At 68.6% G+C, this 24304-nt stretch carries 19 protein-coding genes, 2 tRNA genes and 1 pseudogene; 8 read left to right on the forward strand and 14 right to left on the reverse strand.

Annotated elements, in window-relative coordinates:
- The first annotated feature begins 52 nt into the window (after positions 1 to 52).
- A complete protein-coding gene (locus EFA46_RS00275; RefSeq protein WP_123075874.1) occupies positions 53 to 1618 on the forward strand; it encodes a DASS family sodium-coupled anion symporter in 1566 nt (521 codons plus the stop codon).
- Position 1619: 1 nt separating this feature from the next.
- On the opposite strand, the gene EFA46_RS00280 is transcribed toward EFA46_RS00275, so the two are convergent.
- The 4 genes from EFA46_RS00280 to dhaK form a co-directional block, all read right to left on the reverse strand.
- On the reverse strand, positions 1620 to 1895 hold the full coding sequence (locus EFA46_RS00280; RefSeq protein ID WP_123075872.1) for a PadR family transcriptional regulator: 276 nt from the start codon (positions 1893 to 1895) through the stop codon (positions 1620 to 1622).
- Positions 1896 to 2251: 356 nt separating this feature from the next.
- Positions 2252 to 2632, reverse strand: a complete 381-nt coding sequence (gene dhaM, locus EFA46_RS00285; protein ID WP_123075870.1) for a dihydroxyacetone kinase phosphoryl donor subunit DhaM — start codon at positions 2630 to 2632, stop codon at positions 2252 to 2254.
- Complete coding sequence (gene dhaL / locus EFA46_RS00290; RefSeq protein ID WP_176969817.1) at positions 2633 to 3349, reverse strand: dihydroxyacetone kinase subunit DhaL; 717 nt, start codon at positions 3347 to 3349, stop codon at positions 2633 to 2635.
- On the reverse strand, positions 3346 to 4347 hold the full coding sequence (gene dhaK, locus EFA46_RS00295) for a dihydroxyacetone kinase subunit DhaK (RefSeq protein WP_123075868.1): 1002 nt from the start codon (positions 4345 to 4347) through the stop codon (positions 3346 to 3348). The genes dhaL and dhaK overlap by 4 nt, the downstream gene beginning before the upstream one ends.
- A gap of 96 nt (positions 4348 to 4443) precedes the next feature.
- On the opposite strand from dhaK, the gene EFA46_RS00300 reads away from it, so the two are divergent.
- Together EFA46_RS00300 and EFA46_RS00305 are read left to right on the forward strand one after the other, a co-directional pair.
- On the forward strand, positions 4444 to 5163 hold the full coding sequence (locus tag EFA46_RS00300; RefSeq protein WP_123075866.1) for a TFIIB-type zinc ribbon-containing protein: 720 nt from the start codon (positions 4444 to 4446) through the stop codon (positions 5161 to 5163).
- Positions 5164 to 5378: 215 nt separating this feature from the next.
- Positions 5379 to 6491, forward strand: coding sequence for a glutamate-cysteine ligase family protein (locus EFA46_RS00305; protein WP_123075864.1), 1113 nt, complete (start codon positions 5379 to 5381; stop codon positions 6489 to 6491).
- A 9-nt stretch (positions 6492 to 6500) separates the two neighbouring features.
- On the opposite strand, the gene EFA46_RS00310 is transcribed toward EFA46_RS00305, so the two are convergent.
- The 3 genes from EFA46_RS00310 to glyA form a co-directional block, all read right to left on the reverse strand.
- A complete protein-coding gene (locus EFA46_RS00310; RefSeq protein ID WP_123075862.1) occupies positions 6501 to 7394 on the reverse strand; it encodes a tetrahydrofolate dehydrogenase/cyclohydrolase catalytic domain-containing protein in 894 nt (297 codons plus the stop codon).
- A 95-nt stretch (positions 7395 to 7489) separates the two neighbouring features.
- Positions 7490 to 8278, reverse strand: a complete 789-nt coding sequence (locus tag EFA46_RS00315; protein ID WP_123075860.1) for a YihY/virulence factor BrkB family protein — start codon at positions 8276 to 8278, stop codon at positions 7490 to 7492.
- 213 nt (positions 8279 to 8491) lie between these two features.
- Positions 8492 to 9739, reverse strand: a complete 1248-nt coding sequence (gene glyA / locus EFA46_RS00320) for a serine hydroxymethyltransferase (protein WP_123075858.1) — start codon at positions 9737 to 9739, stop codon at positions 8492 to 8494.
- Between the two features lie 147 nt (positions 9740 to 9886).
- Here glyA and EFA46_RS00325 point away from each other — a divergent pair, with 147 nt between their 5' ends.
- The 3 genes from EFA46_RS00325 (at position 9887) to EFA46_RS00335 (ending at position 14628) form a co-directional block, all read left to right on the forward strand.
- Positions 9887 to 11941, forward strand: a complete 2055-nt coding sequence (locus EFA46_RS00325; RefSeq protein WP_123075856.1) for a CHAT domain-containing protein — start codon at positions 9887 to 9889, stop codon at positions 11939 to 11941.
- 106 nt (positions 11942 to 12047) lie between these two features.
- Positions 12048 to 12866, forward strand: a complete 819-nt coding sequence (tbsP, locus tag EFA46_RS00330) for a transcriptional regulator TbsP (protein ID WP_123075854.1) — start codon at positions 12048 to 12050, stop codon at positions 12864 to 12866.
- Positions 12867 to 12909: 43 nt separating this feature from the next.
- Positions 12910 to 14628 (forward strand): YcaO-like family protein, encoded by a 1719-nt coding sequence (locus EFA46_RS00335; RefSeq protein ID WP_176969818.1) that lies wholly within the window; start codon positions 12910 to 12912, stop codon positions 14626 to 14628.
- Between the two features lie 98 nt (positions 14629 to 14726).
- Here EFA46_RS00335 and EFA46_RS00340 read toward each other — a convergent pair whose 3' ends face one another.
- From EFA46_RS00340 to EFA46_RS00350, 3 genes are all read right to left on the reverse strand, one after another.
- Positions 14727 to 15845 carry a DUF63 family protein gene (locus EFA46_RS00340; protein WP_123075852.1) on the reverse strand — a complete coding sequence of 373 codons (1119 nt, stop codon included), beginning with the start codon at positions 15843 to 15845 and terminating at the stop codon, positions 14727 to 14729.
- A gap of 60 nt (positions 15846 to 15905) precedes the next feature.
- Positions 15906 to 16694, reverse strand: coding sequence for an inositol monophosphatase (locus tag EFA46_RS00345; RefSeq protein WP_123075850.1), 789 nt, complete (start codon positions 16692 to 16694; stop codon positions 15906 to 15908).
- 143 nt (positions 16695 to 16837) lie between these two features.
- A tRNA-Leu gene (locus EFA46_RS00350) sits at positions 16838 to 16922 on the reverse strand.
- A 393-nt stretch (positions 16923 to 17315) separates the two neighbouring features.
- Here EFA46_RS00350 and EFA46_RS00355 point away from each other — a divergent pair.
- Positions 17316 to 21425, forward strand: a pseudogene (locus EFA46_RS00355) (N-6 DNA methylase).
- A 1-nt stretch (position 21426) separates the two neighbouring features.
- Here the strand turns inward: EFA46_RS00355 and EFA46_RS00360 are convergent.
- Complete coding sequence (locus EFA46_RS00360; RefSeq protein WP_123075848.1) at positions 21427 to 21921, reverse strand: DUF309 domain-containing protein; 495 nt, start codon at positions 21919 to 21921, stop codon at positions 21427 to 21429.
- Positions 21922 to 22014: 93 nt separating this feature from the next.
- Between EFA46_RS00360 and EFA46_RS00365 the strand changes: the two genes are divergently transcribed.
- Positions 22015 to 22854 carry a succinylglutamate desuccinylase/aspartoacylase family protein gene (locus EFA46_RS00365; RefSeq protein WP_123075846.1) on the forward strand — a complete coding sequence of 280 codons (840 nt, stop codon included), beginning with the start codon at positions 22015 to 22017 and terminating at the stop codon, positions 22852 to 22854.
- On the opposite strand, the gene EFA46_RS00370 is transcribed toward EFA46_RS00365, so the two are convergent.
- The 3 genes from EFA46_RS00370 to EFA46_RS00380 form a co-directional block, all read right to left on the reverse strand.
- Complete coding sequence (locus EFA46_RS00370) at positions 22794 to 23240, reverse strand: UPF0179 family protein (RefSeq protein ID WP_123075844.1); 447 nt, start codon at positions 23238 to 23240, stop codon at positions 22794 to 22796. The two genes, EFA46_RS00365 and EFA46_RS00370, sit on opposite strands and share 61 nt — an antisense overlap.
- A 74-nt stretch (positions 23241 to 23314) precedes the next feature.
- Complete coding sequence (locus tag EFA46_RS00375) at positions 23315 to 23707, reverse strand: DUF5820 family protein (protein WP_123075842.1); 393 nt, start codon at positions 23705 to 23707, stop codon at positions 23315 to 23317.
- Positions 23708 to 23799: 92 nt separating this feature from the next.
- Positions 23800 to 23919, reverse strand: a tRNA-Glu gene (locus tag EFA46_RS00380).
- Positions 23920 to 24304 lie beyond the last annotated feature (385 nt).

Raw genomic sequence — 24304 nt, forward strand, 5'->3', positions numbered from 1 at the left:
GTCGAAAATCGTTAATCATTAACCGAAGAATTGGGAATGGTGGTCTGAATCAATGATACGACCGGATCTCTCGACCCAGCGCGGTCGACTCGCCGTCGTCGCGTTCGCGGCGCTCGCCACCGTGCTGGTCGCACTCGCACCGACCCCCGAAGGGCTCTCGCTCGCCGGGAAGTACGCCGTCGCGACGCTCGTCTTCGCGGCGATCTGCTGGGTCAGCGGCGCGCTCCCGCTCGCCGTCACCGCGCTCTCGATTCCGGTGTTGCTCACCGCGTTCGGTATCTACGGCGACATCGACGCCGCGCTCGCGCCGTTCGCCGACCACCTCATCTTCCTCTTCATCGCGGGCTTCATGCTCGCGAACGCGCTCCAGAAGTACGACATCGACCGCCGGGTCGCGCTCTGGCTCATGGCGACGATGGGCTCCTCGCCGCGGAAGCTCATCGGCGCGGTCATGATCGCCACCGCGTTCTTCTCGATGTGGGTGTCGAACACCGCGACGTCCGCGATGATGGCGCCCATCGCCGTCGGCGTCCTCACGCAGGTCATCGGCCGCGAGGACCTCCGCGAGCAGGGCGACGACGGCTCCTTCACGAACATGCAGGTCGCGATGCTGCTCGGCACCGCGTACGCCGCCTCGGTGGGTGGCGTCGGCACCCTCATCGGCACGCCGCCGAACGCCATCGTCGCCGGCCAACTCGAGCAGCTCCTCAACTACGAGATCACGTTCTTCGACTGGCTCCTCATCGGCATCCCCATCGTCGTCGTCACGCTCCCCATCGTCTGGTTCGTGCTCACGTACGTCCTCTTCCCGCCGGAGGTCGACGACGTGAGCGACGCGCGCGCCGAAGCCCGTCGCTACCTCCGCGAGGAGGGCGACCTCCCGCGCGAGGGCCGGATCGTCGCCGGCATCTTCGGCGCGACGGCGCTCCTCTGGGTGCTCGGCGGCCTCGGGGACTTCCTCCAGCCGTACATGAACCCCGTGACGTACACGACGGTCTTCGGCGGCTCCGGTGAGACCCTGCTCGGCACGACGAACGGCCATCAGGGTCTCCTCTACTACGTGATGGTCGGCCTCTACGCGATCCCCGCGCTCGTCCTCTTCGACACGATGGAGTGGGAGGAGCTCGAGGACATCGACTGGGGCACCATCCTGCTGTTCGGCGGCGGCCTCTCGCTCGCCAGCGGCTTCGCGGAGACCGGCGCGACGAAGTGGATCGCGGAGACGGTGTTCAACGCGCTGACGGGCGCGCCCATCGTCCTCATCGTCGCCGTCGTCGTCCTCCTCATCATCTTCCTCACGGAGATGACGTCGAACACCGCGACCGCGACCATCATCGTCCCCGTGCTCATCAGCCTCGGCGGCGTGCTCGCGGCGACGCTCGGACTCGCGGACTACGCGGCCGCGATCTTCCTCGCGGTCTCCGGCGCCGTCGCTGCCTCCTTCGCGTTCGCGCTCCCGGTCGCGACCCCGCCGAACGCCATCGTCTTCGGCAGCGGCTACCTGGAGCAGAAACACATGATGCGCGCGGGCGTCGTCCTGAACCTCGTGATGACGGCCGTGCTGACCGTCCTCATCTACGCGCTGTTCACCTTCCTCTGGCCGGTCGTCCTCTGGTAACTCAGAGGTCGACGTACTCGTCTTCCCACTCGCGACGCGCTTCGAGTTCGCGTCGCCCGCGACGCGTCAGCGTGTAGTAGTTCGTTCGCTGGTCGAGTTGCCCCTTGTCGACGAGCCCCTTGTCGACGAGCGTGTCGAGGTTCGGGTAGAGTCGGCCGTGGTGGACCTCGCTCTCGTAGTACTCCTCGAGCTCCTCCTTGATCGCCAGCCCGTGCGGTTCGTCCCCACCCGCGATGACGTACATCAGATCTCGCTGAAACCCTGTCAGGTCGTTCATGTTACTACTGCCGATTGTCCGTATGCGGGTCGGTACTATAATTGTGGTGCAGTCGCGCCCGATGTCATGTAACCAAAATAAACTGATGTGTCCGTGCTCGTGACCGCCGCGCTGGTCGCGGCACCACTCACATTTGACGACACATTTATTACCACAGGGGCATTGGGTACAGGTGACGCTTCGCTTTGGAGGGCCGAAGCGTCAGCGGGGACCAATTCAGGGCGGCAGCGGGCGACCGGGCTGTTCCCGGTCGCCCGCTTCCATTCCGTTGCGTTTACCCGTGAGCGACGTTCTGCGTCGCTCGCTTTTCGAAGAATCACCGTTCGATAGCACCGCGTCCGTTCTGCGGAATCGACCTACAGTTTCGACATCCCCCGCGCCTCCTCGGCGGCGTCGAGCGTCGAGTGGAGCGTCGCCTTCGACCCCGCCGCGTGGACGGCGGCGTTGACGGTGCCCTCGAGCACGGGCGCGTCCGCGAGCACCGCCTCGACGTCCGCCATCTCGACGGCGAGCTCGGCGTTCATCACCGCGCTCCCGAGGTCGACGAGCACGACGACGCCCTCGCCGTCGTTGGCCTCCTCGATACCGGCCGCGATGGCGTCCGCGTCCGTCCCGATGCCCCCGTCCGGGTCGCCGCCCGCCGCGACGAGCGATACTTCCTGAGCCATCTGCGCGGCCACTTCGACGATTCCCTCGGCGGCCATGGCGCTGTGCGAGACGACGAGCAAGCCGACCATCTACGCGTCCCCCCCGTCCCCGGCGTCGCCGTGGACGGCGGCGTCGGCCGCGCTCGCGTCGTCCACCGACGCCTCGCCGAGTCGGTCCTCGGCGGTCGCGAGCAGTTCCTCGAGGACGAAGAGCGTGCTCGTCGCGCCGGGGTCGCGGTGGCCGACCCCGCGCAGGCCGAGGTAGGACGCCCGCCCCTTCGAGGCCCGCAGCGGCACCGTGTATTCGACGCCGCGTCGGGCGGCGTCGACGGCCTTCGCGAGCGCGTCCACAGGCGGGAGGTCGTCCTCCTCGACGGCGCGCTGGAAGGTGTGGACGGCGGGCGTCACCGCGTCCACCATCGTCTTGTCGCCGGGGCGCGCGCCGCCGCGGTCGGTGAGCTTCTCGCGGTAGGCCTCGGCGAACGCGACCGCGCTCTCGGCGTCGAGACCGCCCTCGAGTTCCTGCGAGGCGGACAGTACGGAGCCGCCGTAGAGCGGGCCGGCCGCGCCACCGACCTCGGAGACGAGCGTCGTCCCCACGGTCTTCACGGCCGCGTCGATGGGTTGCTCCGCGAGCTCGTCGCGCTTCTCGGTGACGACGCTGATGCCGCGCGCGAGGTTGTTCCCGTGGTCGGCGTCGCCGATCCGCGAGTCGAGTTCCGTGAGGTAGTCCTGCTCGTCGTGGAGGCGCTCGTCGATGCGCTCGAGCGCGTCGAGCAGCGCCTCCGTATCCGAGTCCGCGCTCATTCGCCCACCGTGAGCGCGGGCGTCTCGGCTGGCGCCGCGAGCAGCTCCGTCAGTTCGTCGTCGACCCGGCAGACAGTCACCGAACAGCCCTTCATGTCGAGGCTGGTCATGTAGTCGCCGACCCACGCGTCGTGGACGTCGATGCCCTCCTCGTCGAGGCGTTCGGCGACGCGGCGCTGGACGATGTAGAGCTCGGAGAGCGGCGTCCCACCCATCCCGTTCACGACGGTGACGACTTCCTCGCCGGCCGCGACGTCGAGGTCCTCGAGGACGTGGTCGAGGAGGGTGTCCGCCACCTCGTCCGCCGACGCCGTCTCCGTGCGCTCGACGCCGGGTTCGCCGTGGATGCCGATGCCGAGCTCCATCTCGCCCTCAGCGAGGTCGAAGGTCTCCTCGCCCTTCTCGGGTGTGACGCAGGAGGTGAGCGCCATCCCCATCGTCCCGACGTTGTCGACGACCTTCTCGGCGACGCGGGCCACCTCCTCGAGGTCCGCGCCCGCCGCCGCCTTCGCGCCCGCGCACTTGTGGACGAGGACGGTCCCGCAGACGCCGCGCCGCCCGCTCGTGTAGAGGGAGTCCTCGACGGCGACGTCGTCGTTCACGACGACCTGCTCGACGTTCTCGACGCCCTCCATGGCCGCCATCTCCGCGCCGGTGTCGAAGTTCATCACGTCGCCCTCGTAGTTCTTCACGACGCAGAGGACGCCCGCGCCGCCGTCGGCGGCCTCGATGAGGGCCGCGAACTCGTCGGCGGTCGGCGAGGTGAACACCGCGCCGGCGGCCGCGCCGTCGAGCATGCCCTCCCCGATGTAGCCCGCGTGCGTCGGCTCGTGGCCGCTCCCGCCGCCGGTGACGACGGCGACCTTCCCCTCTACGGGGCCGTCCGCGCGGACGACGACCTCGGTTCCGTCGAGGCGTCGCAGGCCGTCGTGTGTCGCGGTCATCCCGTCCAGCATCTCGTCCACGTACGCTGTCGGCTCGTTGATGAGTTTGTCCATGATTCACCGTACCAAACGCGGTGCGTGACAAAAACGTTCGCGCCGGTGTGCGCCCGAACGGGACACGCTTTTTCGCGCGTCTCCCCACGTGTCCGTATGGAAGTACGCGGGGAACGCGAATGCACGGCCTGCGGGACGCAGTGGTCGTACTACGAGACGGGAAGTATCGCCTGCCCGTCCTGCGGGAGCATCAAGAGCGTCGCGACGGAGGAGGAGCGCCGCGAGCAGACCGACCTCGCGCCGACGCTCGAACTGGACGACGCGGTCGCGGCCGCCGGCGACGAGGACTACCGGACGGCCGCCGAGCGCGCCCGCGAGGCCGCGCGCCGATACACGCACGCACGGGGGTTCCTCCGGGGTGGCGACCTCCTCGACCTCGACGACACCGTGCTCGCGGCATGGGAGCTGCGCTACGTCGCCTCGGCGTTCGCGCGCGCCTTCGACCACACCGAGGCGGAGTCCTTCTACTTCGTCTCGCTGCTGCGCGGCGCCCCCGACGGCGAGCGCCCGCCCGCGAGCGACGTTCCGGAGTCGATGCGCGCGGCGCGCGGGAACGGCTACGCGGACGCAGTCGCCGACTACCGCGACGACGTCCGACGGTACCTCGACGACGGCCCGGAGTGGGAGGGGATAGCGGGGCTCCTCGAGTCGCTGGACGACCACGTCCGCCGGATGCACGCGCTCGACGGCGAGGTCCCACCGGCCGAGGCGGATGCGCTCGTCGCGGCGGCGCGCTCTATCGGGCGGTACGCCCGCGACGGCGACGCGAGCGACCGGGAGGACGCCCGCGAGGCGCTCGCGGCGCTCGAAAGCTGAGTGTACGGCAGTATTCGGGCCCGGACCCTATCGTTCTCGGTATTGGAGGCGAGATAAACGGACGTTCGGGCACCGACGCCCGCCCTCCCTGCCCGCTCCGGAGCCGGCGAGCGATAAGTTTCTTATACCCGCATCGGCAACTGGTGGGTGGTACACCATAACATGGAACAGGTCGCGTCGCATCGTCCACCACCCACCGGGTCGCCACGTAGCCAGTGACACCGCCAGACACAGAGCCGATACGTCGGAGCATCGAGGTCGAGTACTGGGTCGTCGACGAGGAGGGCCGACTCGCCGTTCCGGACGGGCTCGCGGACGCCGCGCCCGGCGTCGAGCGCGAGTTCGTCGAGCCGCTCCTCGAGATAAAGACGACGCCCTGCGAGACGACCGACGAGCTGCGAGCCGAGCTGTACGACCGCGTCGGGAGCGTGCTCCGGCGCGCCGCCGAGGACGGGAAGAAACTCGTTCCGCTCGCGACGCCGATCAGCGACGACGAAATCGCCGAGCACACGAGCGAGCGCACGCGCGTCCAGAACCGCGTCGTCGGCGACGACTTCGCGTACGTCCGGCACTGCGCCGGGACGCACGTCCACGTCGAGCAGCTCCCCGAGCGCGCCATCGACCAGTTGAACACCTTCATCGCGCTCGACCCCGCGCTCGCGCTCTGCAACTCCTCGCCGTACTATCGTGGGCGACGCCTCGCCGCCGGCGCGCGCTCGAAGCTCTATCGGCGCCTCGCCTACGCCGACGTCCCGCATCAGGGGTGGCTCTGGCCGTACGTCGAAGACCGCGAGGAGTGGGTTCGACGCCTCGAACGCCGCTACGAGGACTTCGTCCACGCCGCCGCCGACGCGGGCGTCGACCGGCGCGTCGTCCAGCGCTGCTTCGAGCCCGAGAGCGTCGTCTGGACGCCGGTCCAACTCCGCGAGGAGTTCGGCACCGTCGAGTGGCGCTCCCCGGACGCCGCGCTCCCCGCCGACGTCGTCCGCCTCGCCGACCGCCTCGCCGAGACGACCGAGCGCCTCCGCGACGCCGACGTCCGCATCGAGGGCGATGCCGGCCACGTCGGCGAGGGCGACGTCGTCCTCCCCAACTTCGACGTCGTGCTCGGCTACGTCGACGCCGCCATCGAGGACGGCCTCGACTCCACCGCCGTCGAGAGCTACCTCGAACGGATGGGCTTCGACGTGGACGCCTACGACCCCGTCACCCACCAGCTCGAGGACGACGACTCGCTCGCCCGCGAGGACGCGCGCGCCATCCGCCTCGAACACGCCGACCGACTCGCCGCCGACGTCCGCGAGCGCGTGGCGGTCAGCGGCGACTGAGCCGCCGGCCTACGGGAGCGTGACGTCGACGTCCGCGAGGTCCCCTGCGGCCTTCACGGTGTTGTAGAGGAGCATTGCGCGCGTCATCGGCCCCACGCCGCCCGGCGAGGGCGTGATGACGTCCGCCTTCTCCTTCGCGCTCTCGAAGTCCACGTCGCCGGTGAGACGGTAGCCCTTCTCGGTGTCCGCGTCCACGCGGTTCGTCCCGACGTCCACGACCACCGCGCCCTCCTTGAGCATCGAGCCGTCGATGAACTCGGGGACGCCGGCGGCGGCGACCACGACGTCCGCGCGCGTCGTGTGCGCCTCGAGGTCTTCGGTGCGCGAGTGACAGACCGTCACGGTGGCGTTCCCGCCCTCGCCGCGCTGGAGGAAGAGGTTCGCGAGCGGCTTGCCGACGATGTCCGAGCGCCCGACGACGACGACGTCCTTCCCCTCCATCTCGACGTCCGCCGAGGCGAGGAGCTTCTGGACGCCGTGGGGCGTGCAGGGCTTGAAGCGCGCGTCGCCCGCGACGAGGCGGCCGACGTTCTCCGGGTGGAAGCCGTCGACGTCCTTCGCCGGGTCGATCCGGCGCAGGACCTCCCGGTCATCGACGTGGTCCGGGACGGGAAGCTGAACGAGGATGCCGTGGACGTCGGGATCCGCGTTCAGCTCGTCGATGGTCTCGTAGAGCTCCTCTGCGGGCGCGTCGGGGTCGATTTCGACGTGGATGCCGTTAATGCCGACCTCCTCGCAGTCGCGCTGCTTCATCGAGACGTAGGTGGCCGAGGCGTCGTCGTCGCTCATCAGCACCGTTGCGAGCCCGGGCTGGACGCCCTCGGCGTTCAGCGTCTCGATGGCGTCCTCGAGGCCGCTTCGGACGTCGGCGGCGACCGCGTTCCCGTCTACGACGTTCGTCATACCCGTAGCTCCGTCCCGCACTCCTTTAACACCACGGATACGTGCCTATATCCGGAGAGAATCGGCTATAAGTGTACACGGACGTGGGTTGTCGTCTACGCGAATTCGCGCTCCAGCACGCCGTTCAGGACGGCGCCGGCGAGGAGTGCGAGGCCACCGACGTAGAACCACGTCATCAACAGGAGCGCGACGCCGACGACGCCGTAGAGGTCGATGCTCTCCGAGGCCTCCGCGTAGAGGCGGAAGCCGAGCCCGGAGACCGTCCACACCACCGCCGCGAGCAGCGCGCCCGGGAGCGCATCCACCACGTCCACGTTCGTCGGCGGAAAGACGTAGTAGACCGGCAGGAAGACCGAGAAGAACCCGACGAACAGCGCCAGCGGCACCCCGACGTACCAGACGGCGTCCGTCGCCGAGCGCGCGAAGACCGCGATGAGTGCCGCGTAGAGGCAGAAGGTCCCCGCCGTCGTCACGAGCACGACCACGACTTCGACGAGCTCGGCGAACAGCCCATCGTCGGCGCTCACGCCGCTCACGTCCGTGAACACCGTGTTCATCGAGCTGAACGCCCGGCCGCCGCTCCAGAGCACGAGCACGACCGCGATTACGGCCGCCCGAAGGCGGGCGTCCTCCCCGCCCGTGATGCGGTGGAGCGGCCCCACTCGGATCGTCGTCTCCGAGAGCGCGTCCAGCCAGTGCGCCGCCGCCGACAGGTTCCCCGTCGTCTCCAAGGCGATCAGCACGAGGAGGCCGAGCGGGACGAAGAACAACAGCAGGTAGTACGCCAGCCCGGCCGCGACGAGGGAGATGCGCTCCTCGCGCGCCTCCGCGACGACCGCCGACGCGAGAAACCGGACGGTCGCGAGCGCCGAGCGGACACCCATGCCCCCCGATTCGCCCGCCCGCCGGTTGAACGCTCGGGCCGAACCGGCCGCAGGCACGCCCCTGCCCGGTTCGTCGCGGCAACCGAAGGGCGCCGCGTTTGCTCGCGGGTCGTTCCTCCCCGCTCGTGTCCCCGAGGCTCTAGGGGAGCCTCGGTTACTCGCGGCTCACGCCGCTCGTTTCGTTGCGGTCCCTCGCTTCGCTCGGAACCGCGTTTACTCGTACAGCGGGTGGTCGTCGCAGAGTTCCTGCACGTTGGCGGCGACCTCCGCGTAGACCTCCTCGTCGCCGAGGTTGTCGATGACGCGCGCGATGAGGTCGCCGACCTCGCGCATCTCGGCTTCCTCGAAGCCGCGCGTCGTGAGCGCGGGCGTCCCGGCACGGATGCCCGACGGGTTGAACGCCGAGCGCGTCTCGCCCGGCACCGTGTTGCCGTTCAGGACGATGCCGACCTCCTCGAGGGCCTCTTCGGCCTCCCCGCCCGTGACGTCGGGGTGGGACTCGCGGAGGTCCGCGAGCACGAGGTGGGTGTCCGTCCCCCCGGAGACGAGCGAGAAGCCGTGCTCCTCGAGGGTCTCGCCGAGCACTTCCGCGTTCGTCACGACCTGCGCGGCGTACTCCTTGAACTCGGGGTCGAGGGCTTCACCGAAGCCCACGGCTTTGCCCGCCACGTTGTGCATGAGGGGACCGCCCTGCGCGCCGGGGAAGACGGCGGTGTCGACGGCGTCCGCGTGCTCCTCGTCGCACATGATGATGCCGCCGCGACCCGCGCGGATCGTCTTGTGCGTCGAGCCGGTGACGAAGTCCGCGACGCCCACGGGCGAGGGGTGCTCGCCGGCGGCGACGAGCCCCGTGATGTGCGCGATGTCCGCCATGTGGTAGGCGCCGACGCGGTCGGCGGCCTCCTGAATCGCCTCCCAGTCCACCGTTCGCGGGTACGCGGAGAAGCCGGAGACGATCATGTCCGGTTCGACCTCCTCGGCTTGCCGGGCGAGCGCCTCGTAGTCGAGGCGGCCCGTCTCCGGGTCGACCTCGTAGTGCGTGACGTCGTAGAGCTTGCCCGCGAAGTTCACCGAGTGGCCGTGCGAGAGGTGCCCACCGTGCGTCAGGTCGAGCGAGAGGATCTTGTCGCCGGGTTCGAGGACGGAGAAGTAGACGCCCATGTTCGCGGAGGAGCCGGAGTGGGGCTGGACGTTGACGTGCTCGGCGCCCCAGAGCTCCTTCGCGCGCTCGATGGCGAGCTCCTCGACGTCGTCGGCGTACTCGCAGCCGCCGTAGTAGCGCTCGCCCGGATAGCCCTCGGCGTACTTGTTCGTCAGCTCCGAGCCCTGCGCCTCGAGCACCGCTTCGCTGACGTGGTTCTCGCTCGCGATCATCGCGAGGGTGTCGTTCTGCCGCTCGCGCTCGCCCGTCAGGGCGTCCGCGACTGCCTCGTCTACTTCCCGAACCCGGTCGTAGCTCATGTTCGAGAACAGGCCCCGCGTCGGGCTTAAACCCACCTGACTCCGGCCGAAACCGCCGTCGGAGCACGGGACTGACACACGGCGGCGCCCTCACGGCGCTCGCCCTCGACAGGAATATATGGCCCGTGACTGTACCCCACACATCGCGTGATAGAGTGCGAAGAGACCGAGGAGGGCGTCCGCGCGGTCGACGGCGCGAAACGCGACCTGCTGGTGCGCGCCCGCGACTGGCGCCCGGGCGGCCGGCGGCGCCCGCTCACCCGCCCGGTCGACGCGACCGTCACCGGTCGGACGCGCGCGCTCGTCCTGCCCGCGACCGTCGCCGCCGTCCACGACGAGGCGACCGGCGAGACCCACGACGTCGGCGGCGCGTGCGGCCGACTCGAACTCGACGACGGCACGTACGTCCTCGACGTCGACGCCAGCGTCAAGGCGTACGCGCGCTTCGAGGGCCCGGCGACCGTCGTCCGACACGGCGAGCGCTACGAGGTCGAAGTCGCGTTCCCCGCCGAGCGCTCGGTGACGCTCGGCTTTCGGAGCTTCGTCCGCTCGCCGAGCGAGACGCTCACCGTCCCGGAGTCGGCGCGCGGCCTCGCGACGGCGCTCACCGCGTTCGGCGCCGCACACCGGACGACGACGCCCGACCGGACGCTCCGGACGATGCGCCGCCACCCGCCGACGCTCGAGTTCGGCGAGACGACGCACGTCCCCGACGCGCTCGCGGAGCGGATCCCCGAGACGGGCGTCGAGCTCGTCCTCCCGGCCGACTACGAGACGCTGTTCGTCGCCGCGCCGCTCGCCTTCTACCTCTCCGCCACCGTCCGCATCGAGGACGGCGTCACGCCGCACGTCCGCGCCGACGGCGTCGGCGTACGCCACGACCTCACCGACCCCGAGGAACGGGCCCCGGAACTCCTCGAACGGTGCTTCTGGCTCGACGCGCTCGTTCGCGGCGCGGGCCCGCACGCCGTCGACGTCGCGGAGCGCGACCTCCTCGCCGACATCGGAGTCGATGCCGAGCGCGTCTACGACCAGTCGGTCGCCGAGCGCCTCCGGACGTACCTCTCCGCCCCCTACGAGCGCGTCGCGGCCGACCTGCCGGAGTGGCATCTCGCGATGTACGTCGAGCCGTCCGTCGAGCACGCGCGCTCGCTCCCCTACCTCATCGACCGACTCGCCCACGTCTACCCCCCGGAGACGACCGCGCTCGACGGCGAGGAGCTGATGGCGCGCTCGCTCGACGCCTTCTACCGCGCGCAGACCGGCCCCGTCGCGAGCGTCGACACCGTGAAGCCACACCTCCGGCGCGGACGCGTGCACGGCTGGCTCGCCGAGGGGACGCCCATCGACGTGTTCAAGGCCCGACCGGCGGCCTACGAGAACCGCCTCGACTACCTCGACGCCGGCGACGACGCGCTCTCCGTCACCGTGGTGTTGAACGACGCGGAGATGGCGGAGGAACACGCGTGCGTCGCCGACCTCTATCGCGAGCGCGCCGCCGACGTCCCGATGGAGGTGACGCTCCGCGAGAACGTGACATGCGAGGAGCTCGCGGCCGTCCTCGCCGAGCCGAACGACTTCGTCCACTACATCGGCCACTGCGAGGTCGGCGGACTGCGGTGTGCGGACGGCACCCTCTCGGCCTCGGACGTCGAGGAGTCGAACGCGCAGACGTTCTTCCTGAACGCGTGTGGCTCCTACCACGAGGGCCTCGAGCTCGTGGAGAAGGGGAGCATCGCGGGCGCGGTGACGTTCCGGACGGTGCTCGACGAGCAGGCCGCGAAGGTGGGGACGGCGTTCGCGCGACTGCTCGTCAACGGCTTCAGCATCGAGCGCGCGCTCCGACTCGCTCGCCGCCGCATCCGGATGGGGAAGGATTACGCCGTCGTCGGCGACGGCACGCAGGTGCTCACGCAGTCGGACGCCCGCACGCCGGCGACGCTCACCGTCGACCCCGTCGACGGTGAGCGCTTCGCGGTGACGTACGAGTCGGGGTCGCCGTGGTCGCACGGCGCGACCTACCGCGTGTTCGCGGCGGGCGACGTCTCCGCTCGCCTCTGCGGGGCGGAGTCGACGGTCGAGCTCTCGCGGGCGGACGTCTGCTCGCTCCTCGAACACGTCGACGTGCCGACCATCTACGACGGCGCCTTCTACTGGTCGGACGAGGTGCGCTCGATGCTCAGCGAGGAGCCGCCGGAATAGGGTGCCAGAGCTCCTCTCCGAGACGATTATCCGACTCCGCTTGCTTTGAGTTCAAACTGTATCTGATAAAATTATATATGTCGAGCGGTCTTAGTCGTACACACGTATGACAGCGAATCTACTCGGCACCAGCGTCGGGGACATCTTGGGGGAGGTCTTCGACGCCGAGCCCGGCGAGCTCTTCGTGGTCAACCCGTCGGCGGACGCCATCGAGAGCGTCGTCGACGCCGCCACGGAGTTCGACGGCGCGCTCCCGGAGACACGCCTGCTCGCCGACGACCGCCTCCTGAAGGACGTCATGGGCGACTTCCTCGTCGCGAGCAACACCGCCGACCTCATCGAGTCGGGGGCGCTCGCGCTCCGTACGAGCGACGACCTCTCGCGCTCATCGCTCCTCGTCACCGACGACCGCGTCGTCGCGCTCGTCACGGCGGGCGAGCAGACCGCCGGTCTCGTCACCGACGACGAGGCGTTCGTCCCCGTCGCCGGTGACGCCGTCCGGGCCGACTGGGAGGCCGCCGAGGAATACACGCTCCGCACGCCCGCCATCTCGCGCGTCCGACAGACGCTCGACGACGAGATCGGCGCCGACGTCGAGGCCGACTTCACGGACGTCCTCGCCTCCCTCGAGACCGCGCGCGGCGACGGGGACGGCCTCGACGAAGTCACCGTGAGCCTGCTCGTCGCCGCGAAGAACCGCGTCCTCCTCTACGACATCTCGAAGTGGGGCGAGGACGTCGGCATCGCCTCGAAAGCGACTTTCAGCCGCACGAAGACCAAGCTCGAGGACGTGGGCCTCATCGACACCGAGAAAGTCCCCATCGACGTCGGCCGCCCGCGCCTCCGCCTCAAACTCGCCGACGACCGCCTCCAAGACGCCCCGCCGTCCGAGCTCGCGAGCGTCGCGCAGACCGTTCTCAGCTGAGGAATCCGGCCGTTTTTTCACCCGCTCGCGCCCAGTGAGAGCCATGTCACGAACCTACGCCGTCGTCGGCAGCGGCGCGGCCGCCGACGCCGGACGCGCCGCGCTCGACGACGCCGACCTCGATTCGGCCGGCGCGGACCTCGCCGCCGTCGCCGACGCTGATGTCGCCGTCGTCGTCGGTCTCGCCGGGAGCGACGGCTTCGCCGCCGCGAACGGCCACGCGCGCGACGGCGCGACGCCGTGGGTCGCCTGCGAAGTCGGCGGCCTCGGCGGCCACCCGCTCGCGAACGTGGACGCCGCCGTCTCCGCGTTCACCCCCGATTCGGGCTGTTTCGCCTGCCTCCACCGACGCGTCGACGCGACCGGTCCCGAACGCGCCGACGCGCCGAGCGCCGCCCGCTCCAGCGTCCGCTACGCGGGCGCGCTCGCCGGCAAGCGCGCGCTCGACCTCCTGGATGACCCGTCCCTCGGCGGGACCACGGTCGAAGCGCCCCACGCCGAGCACGCGTTCACGCCCGCGCCGTTCTGCGACTGCGGGCGCCACGAGCGCTACGGCGACCCCGGCCGCGACCACGCCGAGACGACGCTCGCGGACGCGACCGCGAAAGCCGAGGCCGCCGTCGACGCGCGAGCGGGCATCGTCACCGACGTCGGCGAGCGCGAGACCTACCCCGCGCCCTACTACATCGCGACGACCGCCGACACCGCCGCCGTCGGCGAGCAGTCGAGTCAGGGCCTCGCGGCCGGCGTCGGTCGCGACTGGGACGACGCGTTCGTGAAAGCCGTCGGCGAGGGCCTCGAACGCTACGCCGCCGCCGTCTACCGAGGGAGCGATTTCGACGTCGCGAAGCCCACCCACCCGGACGCGCTCTCGCCGGACGCGTTCGTCCGGCCCGCGGATGCGCCCCGCGTCGAGCGCGACGCGACGATGCGGTGGGTCTCCGGCGTCGACCTCTCGACCCGCGAGGAGGCCCTCCTCCCCGCCGAGTTCGTCCACTTCCCGCCGCCCGAGGAGTCCCTGAAGCCCGCGCTCACCACCGGCCTCGGCCTCGGGAACCACGCGGCACAGGCCCTGCTCTCGGGCCTCTACGAGACGGTCGAGCGCGACGCGACGATGCTCGCGTGGTACTCGACGTTCGACCCGCTCGCCCTCGACGTGGCCGACGACGCCTACGAGACGCTCGCCCGCCGCGCGGGCGCCGAAGGCCTAGAGGTGACCGCGCTCCTCTGCACGCAGGACGTCGACGTGCCCGTCGTCGCCGTCGCCGTCCACCGCGAAGAGGAGTGGCCGCGCTTCGCGCTCGGGAGCGCCGCGAGCCTCGACGCGAGCGCCGCCGCGACCGGCGCGCTCTGCGAGGCCATCCAGAACTGGATCGAGCTCCGCGACATGGGCCGCGAGCGCGCGCAGAACGAGCAGGGCGCCATCGGCGAGTACGCCGCCTTCCCCCCCGAGGCGCGCGCGTTCGTCGACGCCGACGCGTCGGTCCCGCTCGAAGACGTCGGCCCCGACGCGGTCCCCGAGGGCACCGACGAACTCGACGTGGTGCTGGGCCGCCTCGCGGACGTCGGCCTCGACGCCTACGCGAGCGACCTCACGACGCGCGACGTCGCGAGCGTCGGCTTCCGCGCCGTCCGCGTCCTCGTCCCCGACGCGCAACCGCTCTTCTTCGGCGACGCCTACTTCGGCGAGCGCGCCCGCGAAGTGCCCGCGCAGTTGGGCTTCGAGGCCGACCTCGACAGACGACACCACCCCTTCCCCTGACCGGCACGCGCGGAGCGCCGCTCCGGCAGTGGGCTCCCACTCGCGGGTCGTTTTCCCCGCTCGCGTCGTTAATGGGACCTCCCTACGGCCGGCCCCACTTACACCCCGAACGTCGCGCGCAGCATATCGCGCGTCCCGGGGCCGAGGCCGACGGCGAGCACGGCGACGAGGAGGAGGACCGTATAGCGCGGGTTCTCCTCGTACATCTGGTCGTCGAAGAGCGAGATGACGAACGTCGCGGCGACGAGTTTCAGCAGGAGGAACGGCCACGCGTCGCCCGTCAGCTGCGTCACCGACGCCGGGACGTACTGGCTCGTCACGTCCACGACGAACTTGTTCACGGGATGCTTCGGGTAGAGGTCGTAGGCGAGGCCGAGCTCCTTCCCGAAGTCGAGCCCGAGGACGTTCGACGCGCCGTCGATGGCGTGCCCGAAGATCACGACGACGCCCGCGAACCCCGTCCCCGAGAGGACGCCGGGCGCGTAGCGCGTGAGGAGCCAGTAGTCCGCCGCCGTCACGAGGCCCGCGATGACGAACGTCAACACCGTGAACACCGGGTGGAACGCGACGTTCGAGTCCACGACGACGAGCACGCAGAGGTAGGCAATCGTGAGCGTGAGCCACCCCGCGCCGAGCGCGAAGAGCGGGCGGTCGTAGCCGTCCGTGTAGCCCGAGCGCGCCAGCCACACCGCGAGCAGGAGCGACGCGAGCGTCACGAAGAACACCGTGAAGTAGATGACCGGGCTGATGAGGAGGGCGTTCAGCGGATAGCTGACGAACGCGCCCGCGACCGCGTCGTTCGCGTCCTCGACGACGCGGAGCGCCCCGCCGAACAGCATGAACGGGAAGAGCGCGTAGAGGAAGCTGTACGACTCGCCGACGCGGAGGCGACGCAGGAGGAAGACGACGCCGATGACCATGAAGACGAGCGTGAGCGCGTACCCCGCCTCGGAGACGAGCGTGTAGCCGGGTTCGGCGACGATACCCGACGCCGCCGCGCACTCCGACGCGCCGTAGAGGAGGGTCTGCGCGCCCCCGTCCCAGACCGCGCAACTCGCGCTGTGGGCGTCCGCGTACACCGGCCCCCAGAAGTAGTGCCAGACGAACCCCCCATAGACGCGGTCCGGGAAGGCGAGCGACCCGCCGACCAGCGCGACCAGCGCGACGGCGAGCGACACCGACCACGCCCGCTCCGCGTCCGACTCGGGAAACCTCATGCCCGAGTAACGGGCGAGGCTTCCCTTACTAATTCCGGTCCACCCCGCCGTCGCGGCGCCTCACCCCTCCAGCGCCGTCCGCGCCGTCGCCACGAGTTCGTCGTGCGCCTCGCCGTTCGACGCGACGAGGCCCTCGCTCGTCGCCGTCCAGCGCTCCCCGTGGACGTCCGTCACCGTCCCGCCCGCCGCGCGGATGAGCGCGACGCCCGCGACCGTGTCCCACGGGTGGCTCTCCTCCGCCGACACGGCGGCGTCGATCTGGCCCGCCGCCACCATCGAGAGCGTCACCTGCGCGCTCCCGAAGCGCCGCAGGTCGCCGAAGTCCGCGATGATGTCCGCGCAGAGCTCGCCCAGCCGGTCCGCCTTCGCGCGCGACCAGCGCAGCGTCGGCGCCACCGTGAACGTCTCCGGGTCCGTCAGGTCGCTCACCGACACCGGCGCGCCGTTCAGCGTCACCGACTCGCCGTCCGTCACGTAGACGTCCTCGACCGCCGGCAGGACGTTCGCCGCCGCGACCGGTTCGCCGTCCTCGACGGCCGCGACGCTCGTCGCCCACAGCGGCACCCCGCTCACGAAGTTGCTCGTCCCGTCGATGGGGTCGATGACCCAGCACGCACCCGAGTCGGGAATCTCCTTCAGCTCGTCCTCCTCCTCGCCGACGATGGCGTGTCCGGCGTGGGACTCCTGCACCACGCCGATCACCGCCCGTTGGGCCTCCTTGTCGAACGTCGTCACCACGTCCGTCTTCGAGCTCTTCTGCTCGACGTCCATCTCCGTACGGAACCCCCCGATGGCGACCTCCGCCCCCGCCGTCGCCGCCGTCTCCGCGACACGCGCGCGTTCGTCCATACCCGTGAATCGGCGGCCCGTCTCGAAAGTGTTCGGGTCCGCATGACGGCCGACGCCGTCGCTCGACGGTGACGCAGGAGCAGGTTGTGCGAGGGAAGTCCGTCCTGGACTTCCGCACGATGGGTGCGTGACGCACCATGACGTGCGAGGGAAGGGATTCGAACCCTCGAACCTCTACAGGAACGGATCTTGAGTCCGTCGCCGTTGGCCGAGCTTGGCTACCCTCGCGCGTCTCGTCGTTCTCGACACCGACGCGACTCGGGCCGGTGTCCACCCGCCCGTACGACGCATGGCCAAATAAAGCTCTTCGAAAGCGACCGGTACGCCACAGCGGGAGACGGCGACGACGATTCGACATGGCGCGGCGGCGGCGTCGGCCGCACAGCCCGGGGCGTGCGCCGATGTCGGGGGACGGCTTCGGGGTCAGGTGGTGGTTCTATGCCGTCGAGAAAAAGGCTTTACCGTTCGACTGACAGTAGTGAGGTAGACCGAATATCGGGCGACGAGCACGGGTGTTCACGGGACGCGGACTCGCGGCGGGCAATGGCGCGTGCCGGCGTCGGCGTGCCACCTGCGCCGCTCTCGTCGGCGGCGGCGCTCGTCGACCATCTGGAGACACTCATGCAGACCGCACTCACTTACCGCACGAACCGCGACCTGTTCTCGAATCACTACCTCGAAGAGCACCTGCCGGAGACGGAGGCCTGGGAGGCGGTGAGCGACGCCGAGCTCGAGGCAGCGCGCGCCGAAATCCGAGACCTCTGGGAGCGCGAAAAGGAGACGGCGCCAAAGCGTAACGAATCGCAACTCGAGCGGGCGTTCATCCGCCCAATGTTCGAGGCGCTCGGTATCCCTTTCGAAGTCGAAGAGAGCACGAGTCGGACGCAACGCCGACCCGACTACGGCTTCTTCGAGACCGATCAAGCCGCCCGCGATGCCTTCGACCGGCGCGAGGAGGGCGGTGACTTCTACGAGAACGCCGTCGCCGTCGCGGACGCCAAACGCTGGGGTCGTGCGCTCGACACGCGCGGGAGCGGCGAGCACGAGCGCGACTTCGAGAACCCCTCCTACCAGATCCACGTCTACCTCCAGGAGACGCCGGCCGAGTGGGCTGTCCTGACGAACGGGAAGAAGTGGCGCCTCTACTACGCACCGACGAGTCACCGTCTCGACTCCTACTACGAGATCGACCTCCCGACCGTCCTCGAGAGCGGCGACCTGGAAGCGTTCAAGTACTTCTACCTCTTTTTCCACCACGAGGCGTTCCTCCCGGACGCGAGCGGGGATTCCTTCCTCGACGACGTCTACGACCAGTCGAACGTCTTCGCCCAAGCGTTGGGTGAGGACCTCCAAGACAACATCTACGAGGCGATCAAGGTCCTCGCCGAGGGCTTCCTGCAGTATCCCGAGAACGACCTCGACCAGGGCGACCTCGAGCGGATACACGACTCTTCGCTCATCTACCTCTACCGACTCATCTTCGTGCTCTACGCGGAGAGCGAGGGACGCGACCTCCTCGACACGAGCAACGAGATTTACGAAGAATCATACAGCCTAAACACGCTCAAGGAGGAGGTCGCGACGGAACTCGACCGAACGGACCCGAGCTATCGGGCATGGCAGGACGACCTCTGGTCGCGTCTCGAGGACCTCTTCGAACTCATCGACCAGGGGAGCGAGTCGCGCGGCATCCCCGAGGACGACCTCCACGTCCCCGCGTACAACGGTGGGCTCTTCCGCACGAACCCGGACGCGGACGGGAGTCGCGAAGCCGTCTTTCTCGCGTCCCACAGGGTCGGCGACGCCTACCTCGCGCGCGTCATCGACCTGCTCGCGCGGAGCGAGGACGAGGCGGGAATGAAGACGTTCGTCGACTACTCCTCGCTCGGCGTCCGGCACCTCGGCTCCGTCTACGAGGGCCTCCTGGAGTACGAACTCAACGTCGCGGACGAGGACCTCTCACTCGACGACGGCGAGTACGCCCCGGCCGACGAGGGCGACGACGTCGCGGTCGAGGTGGGCGACGTCTACCTGACGACGGACAGCGGCGAGCGCAAGGCGACAGGGTCGTACTACACGCCCGAGTACGTCGTCGAGTACATCGTCGAGGAGACACTCGGCCCGCTCGTCGAGGACATCCGGGAGGACCTCGCGGGCCGGAGCGCGCGCGGCGACCGCGGGTTCGCGGCGGAGTTCGCCGAGCGCGTCTTCGACCTCACCGTCCTCGACCCCGCGATGGGGTCCGGGCACTTCCTCACGAGCGCCGTCGACTACCTCGCGCGCGAGATCATCGACGCCCAAGAGAAGCAGGCCGCCCAGCAGGGCGTCGAAACCATCGACGAGGACCACGACATCAACTGGGCGCGCCGGAAGGTCGCCCAGCGCTGCATCTACGGCGTCGACGTGAACCCGCTCGCCGTCGAGCTCGCGAAAGTCTCGCTCTGGCTGCGCACGCTCGCCGCCGAGCAACCGCTCGCGTTCCTCGACCACCACCTCAAGGCCGGGAACTCCCTCGTCGGGAGCGACATCGAGGACGTTCTCGACCAGGGCGAGGACGCGACGGCCGGCGACGGCCAGCTCACCCTCCAGCAGTCCTTCGACCACACGCGCCAGCAGGCCCTCGAGCACGTCATGGAGCGCTTCACCGACCTCCTCAGCATCGACAACGAGACCCTCGACGACATCAAGGAGATGGAGGAGGTCTACGAGGAGGTCCGAGAAGACGACCTCTACCAGCACCTCCTCGCGATGGCGAACGTCCACACCGCCTCCGAGTTCGGCCTCGACGTCCCCGACAACGCCGAGGAACGCATGGCCGAAGCCTTACGAAACGACTCGTGGGCCGACATCGAGGACCAGGACTGGTTCGAGAGCGCGCAAGCGATGGCCGCCGAGGAGGGGTTCTTCCACTGGGAACTCGAGTACCCCGTCGCGTTCTACGGCGACGACGGCGAGCGCCTAGAGGATAGTGGGTTCGACGCCGTCATCGGGAATCCGCCGTACGTTCGTATGGAAGAGTTCAAATCAAAAAAAGACTATCTGAATTCCGAATACGAGTCACACAGTGCTCGAACAGACCTGTATGTTTATTTTATTGAACTATCTCTGAATATTACACGGGAGAAAGGCCAATACGGAGTGATTGTATCGAACAAATTTATTCGGTCAAATTATGGTGCAGATATTAGAAATCTGCTCGGAACAGAAACTAATATTCAGGAAATTATAGATTTCGGAGGGCTCCCTGTATTCCCAGACGCAACTGTCCGATCTGCGATATTGCGTACCCAAAACACCGAGCCAGCATCTGATTCACCACGGTACACTCCGGTAGATTCCCTTACGTTTAATTCCCTAAAGGAAGTTGTTAATGATCAAGGATATAGTGTATCTACTGACAACTTCCAAGGTAGAAACTGGCGCTTAGTCAACGATTCGATCTCTAATTTGATGGATAAAATAAATGGAAACGGGACCCCTCTAACAAAAACCGTTGACGAACTCCAGATCTGCCGTGGTATCGTAACTGGCCTGAATGAGGCCTTCTTTATAGACGAGGCAAAGCGCCAGTCTCTGCTTGAACGCGATGCGAAGAGCGACGAAGTGATTCACTCACTCGTGCGGGGAGAGGACATACGACCGTACCATATTGACTCCTCCGACTCGTATATCATATATCTCACTCCTCAAACAGAAATAGAGGAATATCCAGCGGTCAAAGAACACTTAGAGGATTTTAAGGAGGATTTGGAGGGTCGCGCTACGGAACAGCGATGGTTTGAACTCCAGCAGCCTCAGGAAGCATATATAAATCTCTTTGATGGACCGAAGATACTATATCCAGAAATTGCGCCAGAAACACGGTTTGCATATGATTCTGGACCTCTATACCCGAATAATAAGTGATTCTTCATACCAACAGATGAGCAATATCTCACAGCGATACTGAATAGTACACTATCCCTTTTTTATCTTCAGCGAGTCGTCGCTAAATTAGAGGGAGCCTCGGTAGATAGCCTCTACTACGAGTTCCGGGCACAGTATATGCGAGAGTTCCCCATGCCAAAGAATGTAGGAGATTCAGATAGATTGACAGAACTATCAGAGAAGGCGGCCTCACTCCGCGACCGCCGCCACGCCCTCAATCTCTCCCTCCTCGACTACCTCGGCAACTACACCGAAGGCCCGAAGCTCCCGGACGTAGGCCTCTTCCAGCCCACGAGTTCGACCGTCCTCGACGCCACCACCGAGGAGTACGAGAAACTGCGCGTGGGGGACGTCCGCACCGAGCGCGACGGCCACAGTGTTACCATCGAGGCGACGGCGCGCTACAAGCCCGAAGAGGAGGGCGACTTCGAGACGGACCAATGGGGATACACCGAAACGGAGTACGTGGAGGCGTTCGCACTCGCGGACCTCACGGAGGCAGAAGCGACCCTCGTCGAGGCGTTCGTTCCGGTCGCGGTCGCGGAGGCGGGCGGGTTCGCGGGCTTCCGCGAGAACGCGACGAAGACGAACTCGCTCGTGGACCGGTTGAAGGCGATCACACTCCCGGATCCCGACGACGTCGCCGACGACCTCCGGCGCTACGTCGAGACGAAGGAGCGCGCGGACGAACTCGACGCGAAGATCGAGAAGACGGACCGGCTCATCGACGAGATCGTCTACGACCTCTACGACCTCACGGAGGCGGAGATCGAGGTCGTCGAGGCGGCGGTGGACGAGGCGTGACTCACGCCACGCGCTCGGCGTACGCGTAGTCGCGCTCGCGGGCGTCGGGGCGCGCACCGTCGAGCGTGATGCGCCAGTCGTCGACGACGCCGGGGTCGTCGAGGGCGGCCTCGAGGGTCGCCCGAACGTCCGCGACGTCGACGCCGTAGTAGTCGGCGGGAACGCCCGCGAGGTACTGGCGCGCGGTGTCGAAAAGCGAGCGCAGTCCCGCGTCGTCCTCGAAGTCGACGCGCTTGTAGACGCCGGCGGCGACCTGCACCATCCCGTGGCAGAACGCGCTCTCGGTGGTGCCGCTCCCGTAGTTGTACCACTCGTCCTCGAAGCAGTCGTGGGCGGCGTGGTACTCGCGGGCGTTGTGGAGGCGGACGCCGTGGACGACGGCGCGCCGGAGCGTGCCGTGCGCCCACCCGTTCGACGCGGCGCGCTCGCGACTCCAGCCGGTCGGCGACCCGCTCGTCGGCGGGGCAACGGCGTCGTCGCGGGTGTGCTCGCTCACGCGTTCGCGTTGTCGGCGCACCCACCTAACCCCACCGCCGGCGTCGGCGGCCGCCGAAGCCGACTTGAGCGTGCACCGCCTAGCCGGTGGCGAATGCGCGTAGTCCAGTTGGGCGACGGTACGCCCGAGATTTCGGTCGTGGGCGGCGTCCACGGCGACGAGCCGTGCGGCGCGCGCGCCATCGAGCGCCTCGAAGCGGACGACCCGGACGTCGAGCGCCCGGTGAAGCTCGTCGTCGCGAACGAACTCGCACTCGAACGGGGCGTCCGGTACGTCGACGCCGACCTGAATCGGGCGTTCGGCGAGGACACGCCCGCCGACGCCCACGAGCGCCGCGTCGCCGAATCGCTCGCCGAGGCGGTCGAGGGGACGACGGCGCTCTCCATCCACTCGACGCAGAGCCACGCGGACCCGTTCGCGGTCTCGGACGGCCGCGAAGCGCACGTCCAGCGCTACGTCCCGCAGCTCTCCGTGGCGGCGCTCGTCGATACCACGGACTTCGGCGAGGGCCGCCTCTTCGCCGCGAACGCCGACATCGTCGAAGTGGAGGCGGGCCTCCAGGGGACGGAGACGGCCGCCGAGAACGCCTACACGCTCGCCCGCGAGTTCCTCACCGCCGCCGGCGCGCTCCCGGGCGATACGGTCTCGCGCGAACTCCCGACGTTCGCGATGGGCGACCCGATTCCGAAACCGCCGGCCGAGGAGTACGAGGTGTTCGCGGAGAACTTCACCGAAGTCGAGGCGGGCGAGCCGTACGCCGCCGCCGACGGCGACGTGCTCGTCGCCGAGGAGGACTTCTGGCCGGTGCTCTTCTCGCCGTACGGCTACGAGGACCAGTTCGGCTATCGGGGCGAACCCGCCCCGAACATCGGTCAGTCGCCCTCAGAAGGCGCGAACTCGACGAGCCGCAACTCCCGGTCGAGCGCGCAGTAGTCCTGTGGCGGGTCGCCGCGGATCTCCTGAATCTGGTACTCCGCGTCCTGGCTCGCGCCCTTGGGCACGCAGTACTCGTGGCCGGGGCAGTCGACGTGCGGGCACGGCCCCGCGAGCTTCCCCTTGCTCCCCGCGTACGCGCCCTTCGAGCGCACTTGCGCCGTAATCGACGCCGGCTCCACCTCCACGGCGCGCACGCCGCCCTCGTGGACCGCGCAGTCGAGCGTCTGCCCGCCGTCGCGAACGTCCGTCACCTCGTAGCGGACGCCCTCGGAGAGCGTCAGACACTGCTTCCGGTACGGGCAGCCCGCACAGGCGTCCGACTCGCCGCGATAGACGAACTCGGTGCCCGCCTCAGCGAGCGCCGTCCCGAGGAGGGTGATCATACTCCGGGTTTCGGCCTCCGCAGGGTTAAGCGTCCCGTCACCTGAAGCACACCCCACACTGCCCGGGCGCGCCCTCACGCGCCGTCACCCGTCAACTCCGCGAGGCGACGGAGGTACGCCTCCGGGGGGTTCGCCGCGTACACGCCCTCGAAGTCGACGTCACCGCGCGAGAACCGCCGCGCCGCCGCCACCGTCGCGTCCACCGCGTCCGCGCGCAGCTCGTGACTCGACTCCAGCTCGCGAACTCGGACCTCCGGTTCGAGCGTGCACGCGACGTGCCACGCCTCGGATCGCTCGTCCCCGCGACGCATCGGCACCTCCGGCGAGCGCGTCGACACGTAGAGCGTCGGGAGGCGCGCCGCGTCGTAGGTCGCGCCCTCGAAGACGTCCGGCCGGAAGACGAGGACGACGCGCCCCCCGTCGTCGTTCCACACCACCCACCCCTCGGGCAACTCCTCCAGCGACATACGGGAGAGTGGACGACGCCGTCGCTAATCCCTGTCGGTCACGGCTGCCGCGCGACGCCGTCGCTCGCCGAGTAGCGCTGTGAGGAAATGGATGCTCGGTCAGGGATTTGAACCCTGGTCGTCGGCTGTCTTCGAAACCCAGCCAGTTTACGCCGGGCCGGCTGCGGTTTCCCGAAAGGCCAACATGATTGGCCGGACTACACCAACCGAGCTCACTCAGTTTTTCCGCCGGGGAAATAATAAACCCGTCGAACCGCTCCGCCCCTGTCGGCCGTTCACAGGGGCGTCTCGCGGCCGACCTCGGTGACGGCCTCGTCGGCTGTTGACGCGACGGCGCTGACGGAGCCACGCCATCCCTCCGGCGTGTGCGCCGCCGACACGTCCAGTCGGCCCCGGACGCGAAAGCATCGAGTCTGCACGAGACGGCGAGCTTTGCGTCCGCGCGCCGCCCCATCCGCCGTAGTGCGGGGACCTCCCATGCGGGACTCACCGTCCGGCACGTCGCTCTCGCCCGCGACACCGCGCGTCACGGACCGCGCTATCGTGGGCCAAACGGGCGAGGCCGTCCGATTCCGCGTGGCCTATACTCGACACGCG

Origin of the sequence: Halarchaeum sp. CBA1220 (assembly GCF_003721175.2) — an archaeon.
In the GTDB taxonomy this organism is placed as follows: Archaea; Halobacteriota; Halobacteria; order Halobacteriales; family Halobacteriaceae; genus Halarchaeum; species Halarchaeum grantii.

Coding starts and splice junctions, on each gene's coding strand:
- EFA46_RS00275 (WP_123075874.1), top strand. CDS start 53: ATGATACGACCGGATCTCTCGACCCAGCGCGGTCGACTCGCCGTCGTC.
- EFA46_RS00280 (WP_123075872.1), bottom strand. CDS start 1,895: ATGAACGACCTGACAGGGTTTCAGCGAGATCTGATGTACGTCATCGCG.
- dhaM (WP_123075870.1), bottom strand. CDS start 2,632: ATGGTCGGCTTGCTCGTCGTCTCGCACAGCGCCATGGCCGCCGAGGGA.
- dhaL (WP_176969817.1), bottom strand. CDS start 3,349: ATGAGCGCGGACTCGGATACGGAGGCGCTGCTCGACGCGCTCGAGCGC.
- dhaK (WP_123075868.1), bottom strand. CDS start 4,347: ATGGACAAACTCATCAACGAGCCGACAGCGTACGTGGACGAGATGCTG.
- EFA46_RS00300 (WP_123075866.1), top strand. CDS start 4,444: ATGGAAGTACGCGGGGAACGCGAATGCACGGCCTGCGGGACGCAGTGG.
- EFA46_RS00310 (WP_123075862.1), bottom strand. CDS start 7,394: ATGACGAACGTCGTAGACGGGAACGCGGTCGCCGCCGACGTCCGAAGC.
- EFA46_RS00315 (WP_123075860.1), bottom strand. CDS start 8,278: ATGGGTGTCCGCTCGGCGCTCGCGACCGTCCGGTTTCTCGCGTCGGCG.
- glyA (WP_123075858.1), bottom strand. CDS start 9,739: ATGAGCTACGACCGGGTTCGGGAAGTAGACGAGGCAGTCGCGGACGCC.
- tbsP (WP_123075854.1), top strand. CDS start 12,048: ATGACAGCGAATCTACTCGGCACCAGCGTCGGGGACATCTTGGGGGAG.
- EFA46_RS00335 (WP_176969818.1), top strand. CDS start 12,910: ATGTCACGAACCTACGCCGTCGTCGGCAGCGGCGCGGCCGCCGACGCC.
- EFA46_RS00340 (WP_123075852.1), bottom strand. CDS start 15,845: ATGAGGTTTCCCGAGTCGGACGCGGAGCGGGCGTGGTCGGTGTCGCTC.
- EFA46_RS00345 (WP_123075850.1), bottom strand. CDS start 16,694: ATGGACGAACGCGCGCGTGTCGCGGAGACGGCGGCGACGGCGGGGGCG.
- EFA46_RS00365 (WP_123075846.1), top strand. CDS start 22,015: ATGCGCGTAGTCCAGTTGGGCGACGGTACGCCCGAGATTTCGGTCGTG.
- EFA46_RS00370 (WP_123075844.1), bottom strand. CDS start 23,240: ATGATCACCCTCCTCGGGACGGCGCTCGCTGAGGCGGGCACCGAGTTC.
- EFA46_RS00375 (WP_123075842.1), bottom strand. CDS start 23,707: ATGTCGCTGGAGGAGTTGCCCGAGGGGTGGGTGGTGTGGAACGACGAC.